Source organism: Streptomyces sp. 3-6 (genome assembly GCF_056323165.1).
Genome location: NZ_JBWHZP010000015.1, coordinates 51,789 through 69,608, shown reverse-complemented (window position 1 = coordinate 69,608; position 17,820 = coordinate 51,789). Strand labels below are relative to the sequence as shown.

16 protein-coding genes, 1 tRNA gene and 1 pseudogene are annotated in these 17,820 nt (G+C 72.8%); 7 read left to right on the top strand and 11 right to left on the bottom strand.

Translation table 11 applies throughout. The features are described 5' to 3' along the window. Positions 1-300 precede the first annotated feature (300 nt). The 3 genes from AC02VZ_RS19725 to AC02VZ_RS19715 all read right to left on the bottom strand — a co-directional run bounded on the left by AC02VZ_RS19725 (position 301) and on the right by AC02VZ_RS19715 (position 3,030). On the bottom strand, positions 301-1,032 hold the full coding sequence (locus AC02VZ_RS19725) for a nucleotidyltransferase family protein (RefSeq protein WP_432054756.1): 732 nt from the start codon (positions 1,030-1,032) through the stop codon (positions 301-303). 181 nt (positions 1,033-1,213) lie between these two features. Further along, the gene (locus AC02VZ_RS19720; RefSeq protein ID WP_432054755.1) at positions 1,214-1,666 is read right to left on the bottom strand and encodes a hypothetical protein; all 453 of its coding nucleotides are present in this window, start codon (positions 1,664-1,666) and stop codon (positions 1,214-1,216) included. Positions 1,667-1,941: 275 nt separating this feature from the next. Continuing rightward, a complete protein-coding gene (locus tag AC02VZ_RS19715) occupies positions 1,942-3,030 on the bottom strand; it encodes an ABC transporter ATP-binding protein (protein WP_432054754.1) in 1,089 nt (362 codons plus the stop codon). Positions 3,031-3,350: 320 nt separating this feature from the next. Here AC02VZ_RS19715 and AC02VZ_RS19710 point away from each other — a divergent pair. Continuing rightward, positions 3,351-3,426 (top strand) — tRNA-Thr (locus AC02VZ_RS19710). A gap of 277 nt (positions 3,427-3,703) precedes the next feature. On the opposite strand, the gene AC02VZ_RS19705 is transcribed toward AC02VZ_RS19710, so the two are convergent. The 3 genes and pseudogenes from AC02VZ_RS19705 to AC02VZ_RS19695 all read right to left on the bottom strand — a co-directional run bounded on the left by AC02VZ_RS19705 (position 3,704) and on the right by AC02VZ_RS19695 (position 6,857). Beyond that, on the bottom strand, positions 3,704-4,585 hold the full coding sequence (locus AC02VZ_RS19705) for an aminoglycoside phosphotransferase family protein (protein WP_476476001.1): 882 nt from the start codon (positions 4,583-4,585) through the stop codon (positions 3,704-3,706). Positions 4,586-4,617: 32 nt separating this feature from the next. Continuing rightward, positions 4,618-5,613: a zinc-binding dehydrogenase gene (locus AC02VZ_RS19700; RefSeq protein ID WP_476476000.1), complete on the bottom strand. Its 996-nt coding sequence runs from the start codon at positions 5,611-5,613 to the stop codon at positions 4,618-4,620. 63 nt (positions 5,614-5,676) lie between these two features. Further along, positions 5,677-6,857, bottom strand: a pseudogene (locus AC02VZ_RS19695) (phytoene desaturase family protein). Positions 6,858-7,201: 344 nt separating this feature from the next. Here AC02VZ_RS19695 and AC02VZ_RS19690 point away from each other — a divergent pair. After that, the gene (locus tag AC02VZ_RS19690; protein WP_476475999.1) at positions 7,202-7,879 is read left to right on the top strand and encodes a pentapeptide repeat-containing protein; all 678 of its coding nucleotides are present in this window, start codon (positions 7,202-7,204) and stop codon (positions 7,877-7,879) included. A 258-nt stretch (positions 7,880-8,137) separates the two neighbouring features. Here the strand turns inward: AC02VZ_RS19690 and AC02VZ_RS19685 are convergent, their stop codons facing one another. Next, on the bottom strand, positions 8,138-8,638 hold the full coding sequence (locus tag AC02VZ_RS19685; RefSeq protein WP_476475998.1) for a hypothetical protein: 501 nt from the start codon (positions 8,636-8,638) through the stop codon (positions 8,138-8,140). Positions 8,639-8,970: 332 nt separating this feature from the next. Between AC02VZ_RS19685 and AC02VZ_RS19680 the strand changes: the two genes are divergently transcribed. Continuing rightward, entirely contained in the window at positions 8,971-10,392 is a 1,422-nt protein-coding gene (locus AC02VZ_RS19680; protein WP_476476051.1) for a M1 family metallopeptidase, read from the top strand. A 199-nt stretch (positions 10,393-10,591) separates the two neighbouring features. On the opposite strand, the gene AC02VZ_RS19675 is transcribed toward AC02VZ_RS19680, so the two are convergent. Further along, positions 10,592-11,167 (bottom strand): TerD family protein, encoded by a 576-nt coding sequence (locus AC02VZ_RS19675; RefSeq protein WP_164345696.1) that lies wholly within the window; start codon positions 11,165-11,167, stop codon positions 10,592-10,594. 144 nt (positions 11,168-11,311) lie between these two features. Here AC02VZ_RS19675 and arfB point away from each other — a divergent pair, with 144 nt between their 5' ends. Beyond that, entirely contained in the window at positions 11,312-11,782 is a 471-nt protein-coding gene (gene arfB, locus AC02VZ_RS19670; RefSeq protein WP_476475997.1) for an alternative ribosome rescue aminoacyl-tRNA hydrolase ArfB, read from the top strand. Positions 11,783-11,810: 28 nt separating this feature from the next. Here the strand turns inward: arfB and AC02VZ_RS19665 are convergent, their stop codons facing one another. Both AC02VZ_RS19665 and AC02VZ_RS19660 read right to left on the bottom strand, forming a co-directional pair. Continuing rightward, the gene (locus AC02VZ_RS19665) at positions 11,811-12,287 is read right to left on the bottom strand and encodes a GNAT family N-acetyltransferase (RefSeq protein WP_432054746.1); all 477 of its coding nucleotides are present in this window, start codon (positions 12,285-12,287) and stop codon (positions 11,811-11,813) included. A 76-nt stretch (positions 12,288-12,363) separates the two neighbouring features. After that, positions 12,364-12,948: a flavin reductase family protein gene (locus AC02VZ_RS19660; protein ID WP_432054745.1), complete on the bottom strand. Its 585-nt coding sequence runs from the start codon at positions 12,946-12,948 to the stop codon at positions 12,364-12,366. Between the two features lie 405 nt (positions 12,949-13,353). Here AC02VZ_RS19660 and cdgB point away from each other — a divergent pair, with 405 nt between their 5' ends. From cdgB to AC02VZ_RS19645, 3 genes are all read left to right on the top strand, one after another. Then, positions 13,354-15,051: a diguanylate cyclase CdgB gene (gene cdgB, locus AC02VZ_RS19655; protein WP_432054744.1), complete on the top strand. Its 1,698-nt coding sequence runs from the start codon at positions 13,354-13,356 to the stop codon at positions 15,049-15,051. Between the two features lie 116 nt (positions 15,052-15,167). Further along, positions 15,168-16,109: a carbohydrate-binding protein gene (locus AC02VZ_RS19650; RefSeq protein ID WP_432054743.1), complete on the top strand. Its 942-nt coding sequence runs from the start codon at positions 15,168-15,170 to the stop codon at positions 16,107-16,109. Between the two features lie 460 nt (positions 16,110-16,569). Next, a complete protein-coding gene (locus AC02VZ_RS19645; RefSeq protein ID WP_432054742.1) occupies positions 16,570-17,028 on the top strand; it encodes a DUF3515 family protein in 459 nt (152 codons plus the stop codon). Positions 17,029-17,304: 276 nt separating this feature from the next. Here AC02VZ_RS19645 and AC02VZ_RS19640 read toward each other — a convergent pair whose 3' ends face one another. Then, the gene (locus AC02VZ_RS19640; protein WP_432054741.1) at positions 17,305-17,820 is read right to left on the bottom strand and encodes a hypothetical protein; all 516 of its coding nucleotides are present in this window, start codon (positions 17,818-17,820) and stop codon (positions 17,305-17,307) included.

The window sequence follows — 17,820 nt, the reverse complement described above, 5'->3', positions numbered from 1 at the left end:
CCGCTCCGGCCCACCGACGACGACCGGGGTCCCGCACGGAGGACGTGCGGGGCCCCGGTCGTCGTTCGTCGCGTTCGCGTTCGTGGTCAGCCGTCAGCCGTCAGCCGTCAGCCGTCAGCCGTCAGCCGTTCGCCGTCCGTCGTTCGGCTGCTTCGACGCTTCCGGGGAAGCGTGCCGTGGGAAGGTCCGGCCGACGGGCGGGCGGACGGCACGGAGCCGGATACCGGTGGGGCGGGCTGGCGGAACGAAGCCGGGGACCGAGGGGCGGACGGTGCGTGACCGGCCGTCAGGCACCGTGCGTCAGCGGCCGTGGGAGGCCAGTTCCTTCGCGGCCTCCGTCAGGTCCTTCGCGGTGTCGATGGCGCGCCAGTACGACCCCTGCGGGATGGGGAAGCCGGCCAGGCGGCGCTCCCGTGCGAGGCGCGGGAACGTGGTCCGCTCGTGGTCGCCGCGCTCCGGCAGCAGGTCGGCGAAGCCGGGGGAGAAGACGTAGATGCCCGCGTTGATCTCGAACGTCGACGGCGGGGCCTCGATGAAGTCGGTGATGTGGCCGAAGCCGTCCGTCTGCACGGCGCCCCAGGGGATGCGGGGGCGGGCCAGGGCGAGGGTGGCGAGGGCGTCGCGCTCGGTGTGGAAGTCCGCCATGTCGCGCAGCGAGAACCGCGTCCAGATGTCGCCGTTCGTGGCGTACCAGGGCCGGTCCGGGTGCGGGAGGTGCGCGGCGGCGTACTTGAGGCCGCCGCCGCGGCCGAGGGGTTCCGTCTCGACGACGGTGGTGACGGACACGGGCAGGTCGGCGGAGTCCAGCCACTTCTGGAGGACGTCGGCGAGGTGGCCGCAGGAGATCACCACGTCGGTCACGCCCTCGGCGGCGAGCCAGGACAGCTGGTGGCCGATGATCGGCGTCCCGGTGCCGGGGATCTCGACCATCGGCTTGGGCCGGTCGTCGGTGTACGGCCGCAGCCGGGAACCTTGACCGCCGGCCAGGACGACGGCTTGGACGGGGCGGGACGCGGCGCTCGGATGGGTCATGACCGAACTGTACGTGGCACTCCCGGGCGTCCCGGAGGGCCCTCCGGGGCCCCCGCACGGCCGCACGCCCTCCGCCCGGCCGACCCCCCCTGTACGCCCGACCGCTCCCGTACGGCCGAGCCCCCGCACGGGCCGTCGGCCGCGCGGGGGCCGGACCTCACGTGCCGCGGCCGGCCGGGGGTCAGTGGTGGGCGGCGAGGACCCCCGAGGCGAAGGAGGTGTCGCAGACCGGGCGGGAGTAGGACTGCGCCTTCGTCGGGCCGTGGACGCGCACCGCGGCCTTGCCCAGCGCGCGGGCGATGGACGCGCAGTGCCGGGCCAGCGACGGCCGGTCGTTCACCGCCTCCTGGAGGTGGGTGAGCGCGACGCCCGGGTTCGTCTTCTGCTGTTCGACCAGCAGGCGGTCGCGGAGGATCTCGTGGGGGGCGCGCGCCGCGCTGCGCGAGGCACCGGCCACGGCGGTGTCGGCGGCGGTGAGCACCGGGCTCGTGGGGCTCCCCGACCAGTCGACCCGGGCGACCGCGAGAGTTCCGGAGAACACCAGGACGACGGGCAGGACGAGGGCGAGGCTACGGCCGATCCGGCGGGCGTGGCCCCGGCCGCGTCGCGTCTGAGGGTTAGTGGAGTGCTTCACGCGAGTGAGGGTAGCGCCCGGTAATGGCGTGAAGACATTCCGTCACCGGTTCGGGGGACATGGTCGACGAGTTTTTCGGGTAACGCGTTGACGCGCAGGCACGAAATGCCTCGATTGCCGGGGTATTTGTCGACAACGCGAGAAGCCCCGCAGCGCGCTGCGGGGCTTTCGTCGCCCGTCCGGGTGATCTCTCCAGGTGATCCCTGTGGGTGATCTCTCCGGTCGGCAGGTGTGAAGCGGTGCCGGACGGCCGTCCGGCGGGGGCGGACCGGTGCTCAGTCGGACAGGCGGGCGCCGGTCGACGTGGAGAACACGTGGGTCTCGCCGGCGCGCGGCACGACGTGCAGCTCGCTGCCCTTGGCCGGCACGTTGCGGCCGCCGACGCGGACCACGATGTCCTTGGTCTCCCCGCCCACGGTGGTGGAGCCGTAGACGAACGCGTCGGAGCCCAGCTCCTCCACGACGTTGACGGTGACCGCGACGCCCTGGTCGGACTCCTCGCCGGCCACGTCGAAGTGCTCGGGGCGCACGCCCACGGTCACGGTCTTGTCGGTGGTGGAGGAGAGCGCCTCGCGCTCCACCGGCACCACCGAGTTGCCGAACTTCACGCCGCCGTCGGTGACCGGCACCTCGATGAGGTTCATCGCGGGGGAGCCGATGAAGCCGGCCACGAAGAGGTTGGCGGGCTTGTCGTACATGTTGCGCGGGGTGTCGACCTGCTGGAGCAGGCCGTCCTTGAGCACCGCGACCCGGTCGCCCATGGTGAGGGCCTCGACCTGGTCGTGGGTGACGTAGACGGTGGTGATGCCCAGGCGGCGCTGGAGGGAGGCGATCTGCGTACGGGTGGAGACACGCAGCTTGGCGTCCAGGTTGGACAGCGGCTCGTCCATGAGGAACACCTGCGGCTCGCGCACGATCGCGCGGCCCATGGCGACACGCTGGCGCTGACCGCCGGAGAGCGCCTTCGGCTTGCGGTCCAGGTACTCGGTCAGGTCGAGGATCTTCGCGGCCTCCTCGACCTTCTGCCGGATCTCCGCCTTGTTCACGCCGGCGATCTTGAGCGCGAAGCCCATGTTGTCGGCGACCGTCATGTGCGGGTAGAGGGCGTAGTTCTGGAACACCATGGCGATGTCCCGGTCCTTGGGCGGCAGGTGCGTGACGTCGCGGTCGCCGATGCGGATGGCGCCGCCGTTCACGTCCTCGAGCCCCGCGAGCATGCGGAGCGAGGTGGACTTGCCGCAACCGGACGGGCCGACCAGGACGAGGAACTCCCCGTCCTCGATCGCGATGTCGAGCGCGTCGACGGCGGGCTTGGTGGAACCCGGGTAGATCCGGGTCGCCTTGTCGAACGTGACTGTGGCCATGGTGATGGGCCCCCTTCTACCGGCAGGAACGTGCCGGACGATCCGAGTAGGAAGGTGGTGCCACGACGGGTGTTCCGCAGTGGTGTCGTCCACGTATTCCGTTGTGGTGTAGTCCACGTGTGTGAACTGGCACAGGACGGTACCCGGCGTTCACCTGCTTGTCAGTAGTTTCCGGGCTGTGATTTCTTCGTAAACTTTCGACGGCTCGCGGGGGCGGGGCGGGCGCGTGGGTCCGCGCGCGGGTCCGGCGGGGAAGTCCGTGGCCGGGTGAATCCGGCTCTGTGTACAGTGGACCAGCCTTCGCGCGCGGAGCGCGCGGCGCCTCCTTAGCTCAGTCCGGTCCAGAGCGGCTGTCTTGTAAACAGCAGGTCGTCGGTTCGAATCCGACAGGGGGCTCTCGCAGGGGACCCTCGTGCGGGTCCCTCCCTTCCGTCCCGGGCCGGCCCGCCCACGGTCCGGGACGCGGCAGGGCCGGGCGCACCGTCAGCAGAGGCCGCCTTCCCCTGACCTCACCGCCGGTCGTCGACATCCGTCATAGGTTGTCGACGTCCGCCGCCGGTCGTCGGCGTCCGTCACCTTTCATCGGCGTCCGTCACCTGTCATCGGTGTCCGTCACCTGTCATCGGTGTCCGTCACCCTTTCCGTCGTGCGGGGAGCGATCGCCTCGGGCGGCTCATCTCCGGCGCAGGCGGCGGGCGATCTCCAGGTCCGTGTCGTTCAGGGGCCGGCCCTCCTCGGTCTCCCACAGGCAGTTCTGCAGCACCCGCCCGTACGTCCACGCGCGGGCCCGCGCCCGGTCCAGCCCGAGCACCTCGGTCATGGCGTCGAAGCGCCACCGCACGTCGTCGGCCCGGAAGGTGTTCGCCAGCGCGGGCCACAGGTCGAAACCGGGGTCGCCGACGAGGGGCTTGGGGTCGATGGCGAGCCAGGGGGCGCGGTCGGCGGCGAGCACGTTCCCGGCGTGCAGGTCCCAGTGCAGGAGACGGTCACCGGGCTCGTCGGCGACCTCGCGGACGGCTGCCGCGCAGTCGGCCACCAGGCTCCGGGACTCCGGGTCGGGGACGCGCTCCAGGGCGGCGGGCGTGCGCTCCAGCAGGCCCCGGGCGATGTCGGCGAGGCGGCGCAGGCCGGCGGGGGCCGGGGTGACGTGCAGGCGGGCCAGCAGGCGGGCGATCACCAGGACACCCTCGTGCGGGTCGGCCCCGTGGGACAGCGTGCGGGAGCTGTCCAGGCGCTCCAGGAGCAGGGTGCCGGTGGGCTCGTCGTGGTCCAGCAGGCGGACCGCGCCGTCGCCGTCCCAGCGGCGCAGGGCGACCGGTTCCCCCTCGGTCTCGTGGTCGCGGAGCTGCAGCTTCAGCATCGCCGGTGTGCCGTCCGCGCGGTCCACCGGGACGACCAGGGCACCGATCCCGTGCAGGGGCGTCCCGGTGATCCGCAGGTCCCAGCGGTCCACGAAGGCAGCGGTCAGCCCCGGCAGCGCGGCGACGAAAACGCGGCCCGCTTCCTTGTTGAACCTGATCTGGGTGGTGACGAGTCCCGGCGGAACGTCGATCATGTGCCGCACGGTAGTCGGGTGCGGCGGCCGGGTCACCGGGGCGACGGGTGTGCCCGCGGTTCCAGGACGACCTTTCCGGTGGTGGCGCGGGCCTCCAGGGCGCGGTGCGCGGCGGCGGCTTCGGCGAGGGGGAAGCGCTGCACGGCGGGGACGAGGCGGCCCTCGGCGGCCTGGCCGAGGGCGCGCTCCTCGAGGGTGCGCAGGGGGTCGGTGCCGCCCGCCCGCCGCAGCATCTCCCGGCCGAGGACGTTCACGGAGACGCCGTCGACGAGGAACGGGGCGTCGCTGTCGAGACCCTGCGACGACCAGCCGAAGACGACGTGCCGCCCGCCGGGGGCGAGCAGGCCGACGGCCGTGCGGGCGACCTCGCCGCCGACCCCGTCGTACACGACGGTCACCCGGCCCGCGTGACCGGCGAGCCGGCCGGCCCAGTCGGGGGCGGTGTAGTCGACGGCGAGGTCGGCGCCGTTCGCCGCCACCCGGGCCGTCTTGGCGGGGCCGCCGGCCAGGCCGATGACGGTCGCGCCGGCGTTGCGCGCGTACTGCACGAGCAGGGTGCCGATGCCGCCGGCCGCGGCCGGGACCAGGACGACGTCGCCGGGGCCGGGTTCGGCGAACTGCACGACGCCCATCGCCGTCCGTCCGGTGCCGATCATCGCGACGGCCTCGGCGGGGTCGAGACGGGACGGGACCGCGTGCAGCCGGCCGACGTCGGTGACGGCCCGTTCGGCGTAGCCGCCGGGGACGAAGCCGAGGTGGGCGACGACGTCCCGGCCGAGCCAGGCGGCGTCGACCCCCTCTCCGACGGCGTCGACGATCCCGGCGACCTCCCGGCCCGGGACGGTGGGCAGCTCGGCCGGGACTCCGGCGGGACCGGGGCGGCCCGCGCGCAGGGCGGTGTCGAGCAGGTGCACCCCGGTCGCGCGGACGGCGATCCGCACCTGCCCGGGTCCGGGCCGCGGGTCCGGGACCTCCTCCAGGACGAGATTCTCGGCCGGACCGAAGGCGTGCAGGCGGACGGCGTGCATGGGGACCTCCAGGGGTGGACGGTGCCGCGGCGGGCGGGTGCCGCGGCAGGCCCTCCCCACTGTTCAACCTCCAGCGTGATCGAGGTCAAGCCCGCGGCGGCCGAGCGCGAGGGAGACGGCGGTGCGGGCGCTGTTGAACGACACCTCCGAGAGCACGCCGGGCGCGGCGGTCCGGTCCCCGGCGAGGTGGACACCGTCGCCGCGGTCCACGGCGGGCCGGTCGCGCCAGTCGCTGCCGGGCGGGTCCACCGCACCGGTACGGCCGTTCGCGACCGCCTCCCGGCGCCAGGTGAGGCGCTCGCGCCAGCCCGGGAAGCCGAGGTCGAGCAGCTCCTCGGCCCGACGGATGCCGTCGGCCCTGGACTCGTGCGGGGCGACGGGGATCTGTCCCTGGATCAGCTGTTCGCCGGCCGGGGCGAGGGAGGGATCCTGGGCCGTGAACCGCTCCAGCCAGCCCGGGGCGTCCAGGTCCGACACCACGAACGCGTCGCCCCGCCGGGTGCGCACGGCGAGGTCGACGAGGACGGTGCGGCCGCTGGGCCAGGTCAGCGCCGGGTCACCGAGGAGCCGGCGTGCGGACTCCAGGGACGTGGCGACGACGACGGGGGAGTCCGTGGGCAGTGTGTCGACGCGGGACCGGGTCTCCACGCGCACGCCCAGGTCCCGGGCGCGGGCGGCCATCCGGTCGATGAGCCCGCCCCAGCCGCCGCGCGGGTAGTGCGCCTCCGGGGGCAGCCGGGTGGCGCGGCGCAGCCGTTCCTGCACGAAGGCGGCGGACAGCGAGCCCGGGTCGTGGTGGAACAGCGCCACCGCCGCGTAGTGGGCGGCGGCCCGCGCGGCCTCCTCGCCCGCGACGCCGGTGGCCCAGCCGAGGAAGTCGGTGCCCACGGGGGCCCGGCCCGCGCCCCGGCGCAGCAGTTTCAGCATCGCGAGGGGCGGGGTGCGGCGCAGCGCCCCGCGGTGGCGGAGCCGGAACCGGGCGGCCTCCAGCGGCGGGAGCGTCGCGAGCGGCCCGACGAGGTCGCGTGCGCGCAGCCAGCTCCAGTGCGGGCCGCCGCTGTACAGGGCGTGCGGGCCCTCGTTCGTCCGGTACGGGCCCTCGGCGGTACGGGCCCGGCCGCCGAGGGTGTGGTGCGCCTCGTGGACGGTGACCCGGGCCCCGCCTCCGTGGCGGTGATGGCGGCGGTGAGTCCGGCGAAGCCGCCGCCGATGACGGTGATGCGGTCGGTGCGGTGCACGTGCATGCCTGTGCTCTCTCTCCTGTCTTCCGTGCCCGGGGCCGCCGCTTTCGGAGGCGGCGCCCGGTGCCTTCACCGGTGTGACGGATCGGGGGCCCCGGAATGTGACATGGGGAGCGTTGGCGCAGGTCATGGTGTGGGGGAGGTGGCGGGGTGCGGCGGGGGTCATGGTGTGGGCGAGGTGGCCGGTCGTGGCGGGGGTCATGGCGTGGGGGAGGCGGTGGGTTGCGGCGGGGGCTTATGGCGTGGGGGAGGTGGCGGGTTGCGGTGTGGGGCAGGCGGCGGGGCGCGGCGCGGCGCGGGTTCCGTCCGGCCGGGGTGTTGTCAGTGGTGGGGTGCAGCATGGGGACATGGCGAGGAGAGCGGCGGGTGGTGCGGGCGTGCGGGAGCCGCGGCGGCCGGAGGTGCGGCTCGTGGCGCTGGAGCGTTTCGAGGGGGGTGAGCTGGAGCCGGACGGGGACTACGACGGGCTGGAGTTCGCGGAGGCGGACCTGTCCGGGCAGGACGGAGCGGGGTCGCGCTTCCTGGACTGCGCGCTACGGGGGTGCGCGCTGGACGGGACGCGGCTGCCCCGGGTCCGGGTGCTCGACTCGGTCCTGGCGGGGGTGCGCGGAGTGGGCACCGATCTCGCCGAGGCCGCCCTGCGCGACGTGGAGCTGACCGACGCGCGTCTCGGCGGGACGCAGCTGCACGGGGCCCAGCTGGAACGGGTGCACGTCCGGGGCGGCAAGCTCGACTTCCTCAACCTGCGCGGGGCCCGGCTGAGGGACGTCGTCTTCGAGGGCTGCGTCCTGGTCGAGCCCGACCTCGGCGGGGCCCGGCTGGAGCGGGTGGCCTTCGTGGACTGCGTCCTGAAGGAGGCCGACTTCACCGGGGTGACGCTCACGGACGTCGACCTGCGCGGTGCCGCCCCCCTGGAGATCGCCCGCGGGGTGGACCGGCTGGCGGGAGCGGTGATCAGCACGGGGCAACTGCTGGACCTGGCCCCGGTGCTGGCGGCCGAGGTGGGGATCCGAGTGGAGGGGTGAGCCCGGGCGGGCGGGGGAGTTGACGACGGGTGACGGGGTGATGTGACGGGGGGACGGAGGGACGGACGGACGGCATTCCTGGGGGACGGAGGGGCGGGGTGGCCGGAAGGCGGGTGGGCCGGGGCCGGTCGCCCGGACCGTCGCTCGACGGGGGCGGGCGGCGCCTGGCGAGGCGAGGCGGTGCCGGGCCGACCGGCCGGGTCGCCGCCCCCGGTCCCAGTCCCGGCTCGGCCCCGGCCCCGGCTCGGCCGGGAGAGGTCAGCCGACGCGGGGGAACCGGGCCTGGAGGGTCCAGACGGCCGGGTTCTCGCCCAGGTCCTCGTGCAGGTCGATCAGGTCGGCCAGCAGGTCGTGCAGGAAGTCGCGGGCCTCGCGGCGGAGTTCGGCGTGCGAGAAGGTCAGCGGGGGTTCGCCGGCCGGAAGCCACTCGGCCTCGATGTCGACCCAGCCGAAGCGGCGCTCGAACAGCAGGCGGTCGGTCGACTCGGTGAAGTCCAGTTCCGCGTGCTGGGGCCGCGAGGCGCGTGAGCCCGCCGGGTCGCGGTCGACGCGTTCCACGATGTCGCACAGGGCCCAGGCGAAGTCGAGCACCGGCACCCATCCCCAGGCTGTGGACAGCTCGCGGTCCTCCTCGGTGTCCGCCAGGTAGACGTCACCGCAGAACAGGTCGTGGCGCAGCGCGTGGACGTCCGCGCGGCGGTAGTCGGTCTGCGGGGGGTCGGGGAAGCGGTTGGAGAGGGCGTAGCCGATGTCGAGCACGGGAGTGATGGTGTCACGGCCGCGCGGCACCGCTGTCGGGGGCCGCCACCTCCTAGGATCGCGGGGTGCGCCCCCACCGCCGCCTCCCCGCCCCCTCGGGCCCGGCCCCACGTCGTCGCCCCGCCGGTGTCCGCCGTGCGGAGGCACGGCGCGATGCCCCCGCAGGGCCCGCGACCCCGTCCGAGCCCGTGCGTCCGGTCCGTGTCGATGCCTCCGCCGATGCCTCCGCCGATGTGCCCGCCGGTGCGCCCGCCGGGGCCGCCGGGACCGCGGACTCCACGGTCGGCCCCGGCGCGCGTCGTCCCGCGCGCCGCCCCGGGCGTCGGCCGCGGCTGTCGGCCGGGGTGCTCGCGCTGCTCGCCGTGGTGGCGACCGCCTGCGGGGGCGCGGACGCCGGCGTGGACGGCGGTGTCGGGGCGTCCGCCGACCCGGGACCGTCGCGCTCGGGGGTGGGGGACCCGTACTTCCCCGGGGCGGGCAACGGCGGGTACGACGTCGCGCACTACGACCTCGACCTCGCCTACGACCCCGGCCCGCACCACCTGTCCGGCACGGCGACCGTCACCGCCCGCGCGACCGAGGACCTGCCCGCCCTGAATCTCGACCTGGAGGGTCTGGACGTGGAGCGGGTCACCGTCGACGGGAAGCCCGCCCGATTCGGGCGCGACGGACAGGAACTGACGGTCCGCCCGCGCACCGCGATCCGGCGGGACGACACCTTCCGGGTGACCGTGCGCTACTCCGGTGCCCCGGTGACCGTCACCGACCCGGACGGCTCCGAGGAGGGCTGGCTGCGCACGGCGGACGGCGCGGTCGCGCTCGGGCAGCCGACCGGGTCCATGGCGTGGTTCCCGGGCAACCACCACCCCTCCGACAAGGCCACCTACCGTCTGACGCTGACCGTGCCGAAGGCCCTGCGGGCGGTGTCCAACGGCGAACCGGACGGTGAGGAGACGCGGGGCGACCGCCGGATCCAGCGCTGGCGGGTGCGCGAGCCGATGGCGAGCTACCTCGCGGTGGCCGCCGTCGGCCGGTACGACGTCCACCGTGCGCGGACGGCACGCGGGCTGCCGCTGTACTCGGCCGTGGACCCGGACCAGAAGGACGCGAGCCGTCCGGCGCTGGACCGGCTGCCCGAGGTGCTGGAGTGGGCGGAGCGGCGGTTCGGCCCGTACCCGTTCTCCTCCGCGGGGGTCGTCGTCGAGCGCCCCGGGGACGCCGGGTACGCGCTGGAGACCCAGAACCGGCCCGTCTTCCCCGGGGCCCCGGACACCGGTCTGCTGGTGCACGAGATCGCCCACCAGTGGTACGGCAACTCGGTCGGGCCGGAGAGCTGGCGCGACATGTGGCTGAACGAGGGCTTCGCGACGTACGCCGAGTGGCTGTGGCGGGAGGAGCACGGCGGGGAGAGCGCGCAGCAGACCTTCGACGCGCTGTACGAGGGGACGTACTTCGCCGACGAGGCGTCGAACGAGGCCGTGTGGGCGTTCCCGCCGGCGCGTCCGCCCGGCGCGGAGCAGATCTCCGGGGCGCCCGTCTACCAGCGCGGGGCGATGGTCCTGCACAAGATCCGGCAGACCGTCGGCGACGACGCCTTCGACGCCCTGCTGCGCGGCTGGGCCCGGGAGAACCGTCACGGCACCGTCTCCACCGCGGACTTCACCGCCTACGTCGAGAAGCAGGCCCCGGACGAGGACTTCGACCGCGTCTGGTCGGAGTGGCTCCACGGGGCGGGCAGGCCCGCCCGGCCCTGAGCGTCGCGGTGCGCCCCCGCCGACGCCCGCCGGCCTGTGGGCCGCGAGCCTGCCTGTGGGCCGCGACGCGCCGCCGACCCGCGCCCGGCGGTCGCGCTGCGGGCTGCGAGGTGCACCGCTCCGGCTGCCGGGAACGCCGGAGCCCCCGGCCCCGCCGGGCGGGCGGGAACGGGGGCTCGCGGACGAACCGCGGGGTGCGTCAGACGTTCACACCGAAGTCCTGGGCGATGCCCACCAGGCCCGAGGCGTAGCCCTGGCCGACGGCGCGGAACTTCCACTCGGCGCCGTTGCGGTACAGCTCGCCGAAGACCATGGCGGTCTCGGTGGCCGCGTCCTCCGAGAGGTCGTAGCGCGCGATCTCGGTGCCGCCCGCCTGGTTGACGATGCGGATGTAGGCGTTGCGGACCTGGCCGAAGTTCTGGCTGCGGTTCTCGGCGTCGTAGATCGAGACCGGGAAGACGATCTTGTCGATGTCGGCCGGCAGGGCGGCCAGGTTGACGTTGATCGCCTCGTCGTCGCCCGCGCCCTCGCCGGTGCGGTTGTCACCGGTGTGGACGATGGAGTTGTCCGGCGTCTGCTTGTTGTTGAAGAAGACGAAGTGGGCGTCCGAGTAGACCTTGCCCTGCGTGTTGACCGCGATGGCGGAGGCGTCGAGGTCGAAGTCCGTGCCGGTGGTGGTGCGGACGTCCCAGCCGAGGCCCACGGTGACGGCGGTCAGGCCCGGAGCCTCCTTGGTGAGCGAGACGTTGCCACCCTTGGACAGGCTTACAGCCATTGTTGGGAGTCCCTTCCCTCGTTGACGTACGGCTAGAAGCTACCGCTACCCCCTTGAACGCGAGAGGCCAACGCCAGGTTCCAGTTCCCTTTACTTTCTTTACCGACGATATTGGGGTGACGCGGCCCCGTCCGGCACGCGACCATGGACGGCATGTCCGGTCCCTCCCGCAGGCCCGGGGGCCTGCCTCCCGGAGCGCTCCGCGTCCGTGGCTCCGTCTTCCTGCCGGAGTCCGAGCTGATGTGGCGTTTTTCGCGTTCCTCGGGTCCGGGCGGCCAGCACGTCAACACCAGCGACTCGCAGGTGGAGCTCCGCTTCGACCTCGCCCGCACCACGGCACTGCCCGAGGTGTGGCGGGAGCGGGCGCTGGAGCGGCTGGCGGGGCGGCTGGCCGATGGTGTGGTGTCCGTGCGCGCCTCCGAGCACCGCTCCCAGTGGCGCAACCGCGAGGCGGCGGCCACGCGTCTCGCCGCCCTGCTCGCCGAGGCCACCGCACCGCCCCCCAAGCCGCGCAAACCGACCCGTGTCCCGCGCGGCATCAACGAACGCCGGCTCCGCGAGAAGAAGCAGCGCGCCGAGACCAAACGGGGCCGCAGCGGCCGGGACTGGGGCTGACGAGGGCCTGCGGGCGCCCGCAGGGTGGTCAGCCGAGGCGGAGCACCTCGACCGTCTCGCCCTCGTGGATCTCCCCGTTCGGGCGGAAGCCCAGGCCCCGGTAGAAGTCCTCCGGTCCTGCCGGGCCGGGGTGGTGGGTGACGTAGAACTCCGTGCCGCCCCGGCGGCGGATCTCCTCGGCCACCGCCCGCACGGCGAACCGGCCGTAGCCCCTTCCCTGCTCGTCCGCCGCGATGTTCAGCCGCCACAGTCCGGAGCGGTGGACCCTGCCGTCCCCGAACCAGTCGGCGTCGAAGAAGGCCATCAGGAAACCGACCGCGCGTCCGCCGTCGACGATCAGCCGGGGCCAGGCGACGTCCGGGTGCACGTAGGCCTCCGCGAGCGACTTCGCCACCGGGCCGACCAGGTGTTCCTGGTCCGGCCGGACTCGGACGGCGAGGGCGGTGCCGATGTTCGCGGCGGTGACCTCCACGAGACGCGGGGAGGGGCCGGGGACGGTCGTCATGGCAGCACCGTACGGCCGCGACCGCCGTGGGGCGCAACGGATTTCGACCGGCCCGGCGCTCCGGCTTCCCGGGGCTTCAGCCCAAGTGCCGGTAGCGTCCCCGGAAGTACGTGAGCGGGCCGCCCTCCGAGCTGGGGAGCGCGGCCGTGAGGACCCGGCCGATGACCAGGGTGTGGTCCCCGGCGGGGACGCGCTGCTCGGTGCGGCACTCCAGGGTCGCGAGCGCCCCGCCGACGAGCGGGGAGTCGCTGTACTCGCCCCGCACGTAGGGGATGTCCTCGAACAGCAGCCGGTCGCTGATGCGGCCCCGCATCGCGAAGCGGCCCGCGATGTGCCGTTGGCTCTCGGCCAGCACGGACACCGCCCACAGGGGCTGCTCCTCCAGCAGTTCGTCCATGCGGGACCCCTCCCGCAGGCTCACCAGCACCAGGGGCGGGTCCAGGGAGACGGACATGAACGCGGTGGCCGTCATGCCGACGTCCTCACCGGCCGGGGCCTGAGGGTCGTCGGGGTCCAGCGGCGGTTCCTTCGCGGTCACCAGGACCACGCCGGCGGCCAGGCGGGACAGGGCGGCACGGAAGGCGTCGTTGCTCACCCCCTCAGCATGCCGGGCGGCGGGCACCGAGGTGATCGAGGACGGGGCGACAGAAGTGTGGGACACACCGGAACGCTAGTCTCCGCCTCACCGGTGCCGCATCGGGCCCCGGGCCCAGTCCGGTCCTAGGACCAGCGGACGACGGCCGAGCCCGGCCGAGGTCGGCCGAGGAGAGCCGAGCAGGGCCGAAGAGAGCCGAGCAGGGGCGAGCAGGGCCGAGGAGGGCCGGGGACGGACGGAAAGGGATCCCGAAGAGTCGCCTTCCGTGATTGCGTCGAAATTCAGGGAGAAACCATGGAAAGACCAGCCAATTGTTCACGTTTACCTGTGACTTGAGTCACACGGGGCGGGAATTGTTGACCCTGTGTACCGAGTGGGCAGCGCGCTGTGATTCAGTGGCTGGGAAGCTGCCAGGACGATACGCCGATGAGCACCCTTGATTCGCTGCGAGGACTCGGGGGGAGGGCGAGCATGGAGACCGAGTCGGAACCCTATGTGCGCTTGGCGTCGCTGCGACAACTGCACCAGGTGATGGCCGACATGAACACGGCCCGAAGCCTGGCGGACACCCTGCAGACCGTCGCCGACGGCGTCGTCGAGGCCCTCGGGTACGAGCTGGCCTGTGTCAACCTCGTGCGCCATGACGGCGACCTCGTGGTCGCGGCCTTCTCCGGCAACCCCGCCGCCGAGGCCCTGATCACCGGCCGGGTCGGCTCGCGCGAGTCCTGGGACCGGCGCCTCGCCATGGGCGAGCGCTGGGGCGACCTGATCTTCATACCCCACACCGAGGGCTGGGTCCTCGACGACGACGACGTCCCGCAGTGGTACACCGACGGCCCCGCGCCGCGCTTCGAGGACGAGTGGCACCCCTCCGACCGCCTCTTCGCGCCGATGTACGCGCCCGGCCCGCAGGGCGGCGGCACCTCCGGCGAGCTGATCGGCGTGCTCTCCGTCGACCGCCCGCGCAACGGCCGACGGCCCGGCGCCTGGGGCCGCGAGGCACTCCAGATGTACGCCTTCCAGGCCGCCATCGCCATCAGCAACGCGCGTCTACGTGCGAACATGCAGCGCGCCCTGGTCCGCCTGGAGCGGGAGCAGCAGGCGCTGCGCGCCAGCGAGGAGAGCTTCCGGCAGGCCTTCGAGTACGCGCCCTCCGGCATGGCCATCGCGGAGATGGGCGGCGACCAGCACGGCCGGATCCTGCGCACCAACGACGCCCTGTGCCGGCTGCTCGGCCGCCGCGCGTCCACGATGCGCCGCTACTCCTTCTCCGACCTCGTCCACCCCGAGGACATCGGCACCCTGCTGCGCACCTCCGCCGAGGGCGGCCGGGCCGAGCTGCGCCTGGCCCGCCGCGACGGCACGTACGTCTGGGTGTCCCTGCGCAACAGCGTGGTCGCCGACGCCGCCGACGGGCCCCGTTTCCTGCTCACCCACGTCGAGGACATAGAGGAGCGCAAGCGGCGCGAACTCCACCTCGCCCACCGCGCCTCCCACGACTCCCTCACCGGCCTGCCGAACTCCGCCGAGCTGCGCGCCCGGCTCTCCGCCCGGCTGTGCCGCCAGCGCCCGCCGGCCGCGCTGCCCACGGCCGGGTCCGTGGAGGCGTTCGAAGCCTTCGAGTCGTTCGACACCCACGACGCCGCCCACGGCGGGCCGCCCGTCTTCGACCGGGGCCACGACTTCGACTTCCCGCCCGGCGCCGACGAGTACGACGGCTACGACCACCACGTGCACATGGTCGCGCCGTCCGACGAGTACGACGACGGCAGCAAGGGGCTCGCGGTCCTCTTCTGCGACCTCGACGGCTTCAAGTCGATCAACGACCGCTTCGGGCACAACGCGGGCGACGCCGTCCTCATCGAGGTCGCCCGCCGGCTCGGCAACGGCGTCCGCGACGGCGACACCGTCGCCCGGCTCGGGGGCGACGAGTTCGTCATCCTCGCCGACGGGCTCGGCCGCGCCGACGCCCAGGACCTCGCGGTGCGGCTGCGCAACGAGATCATCCAGCCCATCCGGGCCGAGGGGCGGGCCGTACGGGTCGGCGCCAGCTTCGGCATCGGGTGGGCGCACTGCGGCATGACGGCGGACGAAGTGCTGAAGTCCGCCGACGAACGGATGTACGTCGAGAAACGATCCCGTCCCAAACAGCACCGTCGAGCCGGGTGAACCCCAGGTCAGGAAGCTGATGCGGTCCGCGTCACCCGATCGGGTCATCCGATGGGGGTAGGCTCGCCATTCTGACCACGCTTCTGCACCCGATCAGTACCTAGGAGCACCAAGGGATGACGCCCGGCAACAACGGCGCGAGCACGCCCGAGGACGACGACCCGTTCGGCTACCTCTACGCCGACGGTCAGGCCAATGGGGCCCAGCCGCCGTCCGGGGGCTACGGCTACCCGAACTCGGTCAACCGGGTACGGGCGGTCGGCACCCGGCAGTACGGCCAGCAGGCGCCCGCCCCGCAGGCACCCCCGCAGCAGGGCACGTACGGCCAGCCCAACGCGCACTACGCGGCCCCCGAGACGCTGCCCGGCGGCGCCTCTTCCACCGTCCACTCCCCGCAGCCGGGGCACGGGGGCGGCGGCCGGGGCCGCGGGCCGAACACCAAGGCTCTGCTGATCGGTGCGACGGCCGTGGTCGCCGTGGTCGCCATCGGCATCGGCGTCGCGATGATCGGCGGCGACGACGACAAGAACGACAACCGGGCGGACGCCACCCCGACACCGGCGCAGAGCCAGAGCAGCGAACCGAGCCCGTCGGCGAGCGACGACGGCGAGGCGGGGAAGCCCTTCGCGTCACCGACCATCGACGCGAAGGCGCTCCGCCTGGACGGCGGTGCCTCGCTGGCGTCGGACGTCGAGGGCGCCCAGTCCGACGGCGGCATCTACGTGACCAACCTGAACCAGCCCGGTTCCCAGGTCACCTGGACCGTCAACGGCATCCCGAAGGACGGCGCGTACACCGTCTTCGTGGGCTACAGCACCGCCGGTGAACCCCAGTCGATGACGCTCACCGTCAACGGCAAGGAGTTCGGCAACAAGCTGAACATGGACAACTTCACCGGCGCCGAGGACGGCGACTTCGCCAAGGGCTGGACCAAGACCTTCGCCTGGCCGACCCTGAACAAGGGCACCAACACGATCTCGGTCTCCTGCAACGACGGCGACAAGTGCAACGTCCTGCTGGACCAGCTCTACATCAAGGAAGGCCAGGTCAAGAAGTAGCCCGCCCGCAGTCCCCCCACGGCGCCCGGGGCCCTGGCCCGAGGCGTCACCCCCGGTTTTGGCCGCACCGCGCTTCCCGGGCCTGGTGACGGCAGTCGGATTGCCGCGGTCATTCGATGTCCAGGGTCGTGTCACAGTGCTCGAAGCGCCAGGGCGGGGGTGCCGGCTCGATCAACTCCGGGCGGCCTCGGGGGTAGTTCACTCAGATGCGGGAGTTGCGTCGGCGGGTTTCGCGTACCGAGTGCGCCCGGGGCGCGGTGGCACGAACAGAGGGAGTCTCCGATGGCGTGCCCTGCCAGGCGCGGCACAGGCGTAAGGAACTCCTCACCTCATCACTCCGCCTCTGCGCTGGGAAGAGCGCCAAGCTGGGGCGTTCCGTGGGCACGGTCACCATGAATCGCAGCACAGAAGCCGAAGGCAGTCACGGTCGCTCGACTCGCTCCTTTTCCGACCGAGGCGCATGTTCACGCTTCTTGCGGCAGGTGCAGTGATCTTCTCAGTTCTCCTTTTTGTGGAGTCCCGCAGAATTGATTCCGGGCCTGACGCGGAAGATTTCGCGTGTTCCAGAGTTGTCGACCGCTCCCCTGACGAGGTCGCTTCCGAAGCCCGCGACTGGGTGACTGGTGAAGGCGTTGCCTCCTGGGGCGGGGGTTCGACAGTTCTCTGTTGCGGCGTCGATGAACTGCAGCCCACGATCAATCTGTGCATCTCGTCCGATGGCGTCGACTGGGTACTGGATGAAAGGAGATTGAAGGAGACTGGCGTGAGTGTTCTCACGACGTACGGGCCCTCTCCTGCGGTTGAAGTCGCGTACTCCGGTGGGCGAGAAGAAGTGGGCGGTCTCCTCGTCGAGCTGAAAGAATCCGTCATTGAGATTCCTCAGGACAGCAAGTGCATCGGTTACGGAGACACGCTCTGATCCTCATAGTGGTTGACACACATGAGGTGGACCGGCGCTGCGTACGTCTCAGCGTCGGACGAGCGGCGGGGGCGCCTGGAGCCGTTGCTGCCGAGGCTTGAGAAGCGACATCTCATCGCGGGTTCCGGCATGCCGGCCGTGAGCCGCTGCCGGATCGGGAGGGGCTGCGGGATGTGGCCACGGCACGCCCCATCTCGGCCGCGACCGGCGCGATCGGTCTCGTCCGGCAACGCTCGACCAGTCGACGGCGTCCCTCGACGGTGAGGGGCGCGTGCGTCATGCAGTGGGACCGGGCGCGGAGGGGCGCTTGGTGGTGTCCCGTTGGGAGATGGCCTGTGCCGCCTCGTCCAGGGCGGTGCGCAGGAAGGCACCGTATGCGTCCTGAGGGAGGTTGGGGGCGTGCTCTTTGGCTGCGTTGATGTGCTCCGTGGCCGCCTCGAAGGAACCGAGTCGTCGGTAGTTGTCGGCCAGGTTGAGGTGGAGAGAGGGGTAGAACCCGGCGATGCGGAGGCCGGCGTGGTGCTCCTGGACGCGCTGTTCGGTCACCGCATCGGCAGCGTCCAGGGCACGGACATCCCAGGCCAGGGCCTGGGCGGGATCCTCATAGAGATCCGCCAGGTAGTGGGCGAGTGAGCACCGGTGCAGTGGGTCGCCGGTGACGCCGATCGCCGACCACAGGTTCAGGAGCTTGGTGCGGGCGGAGTGAGTGTTGCCCGTTCGGCCTTCAGTAACGGCCTGGCCGATGGCCTCCATCGTCGGGTCGGGGCTGGCGGGTGCCGTAGGTGCAGACAT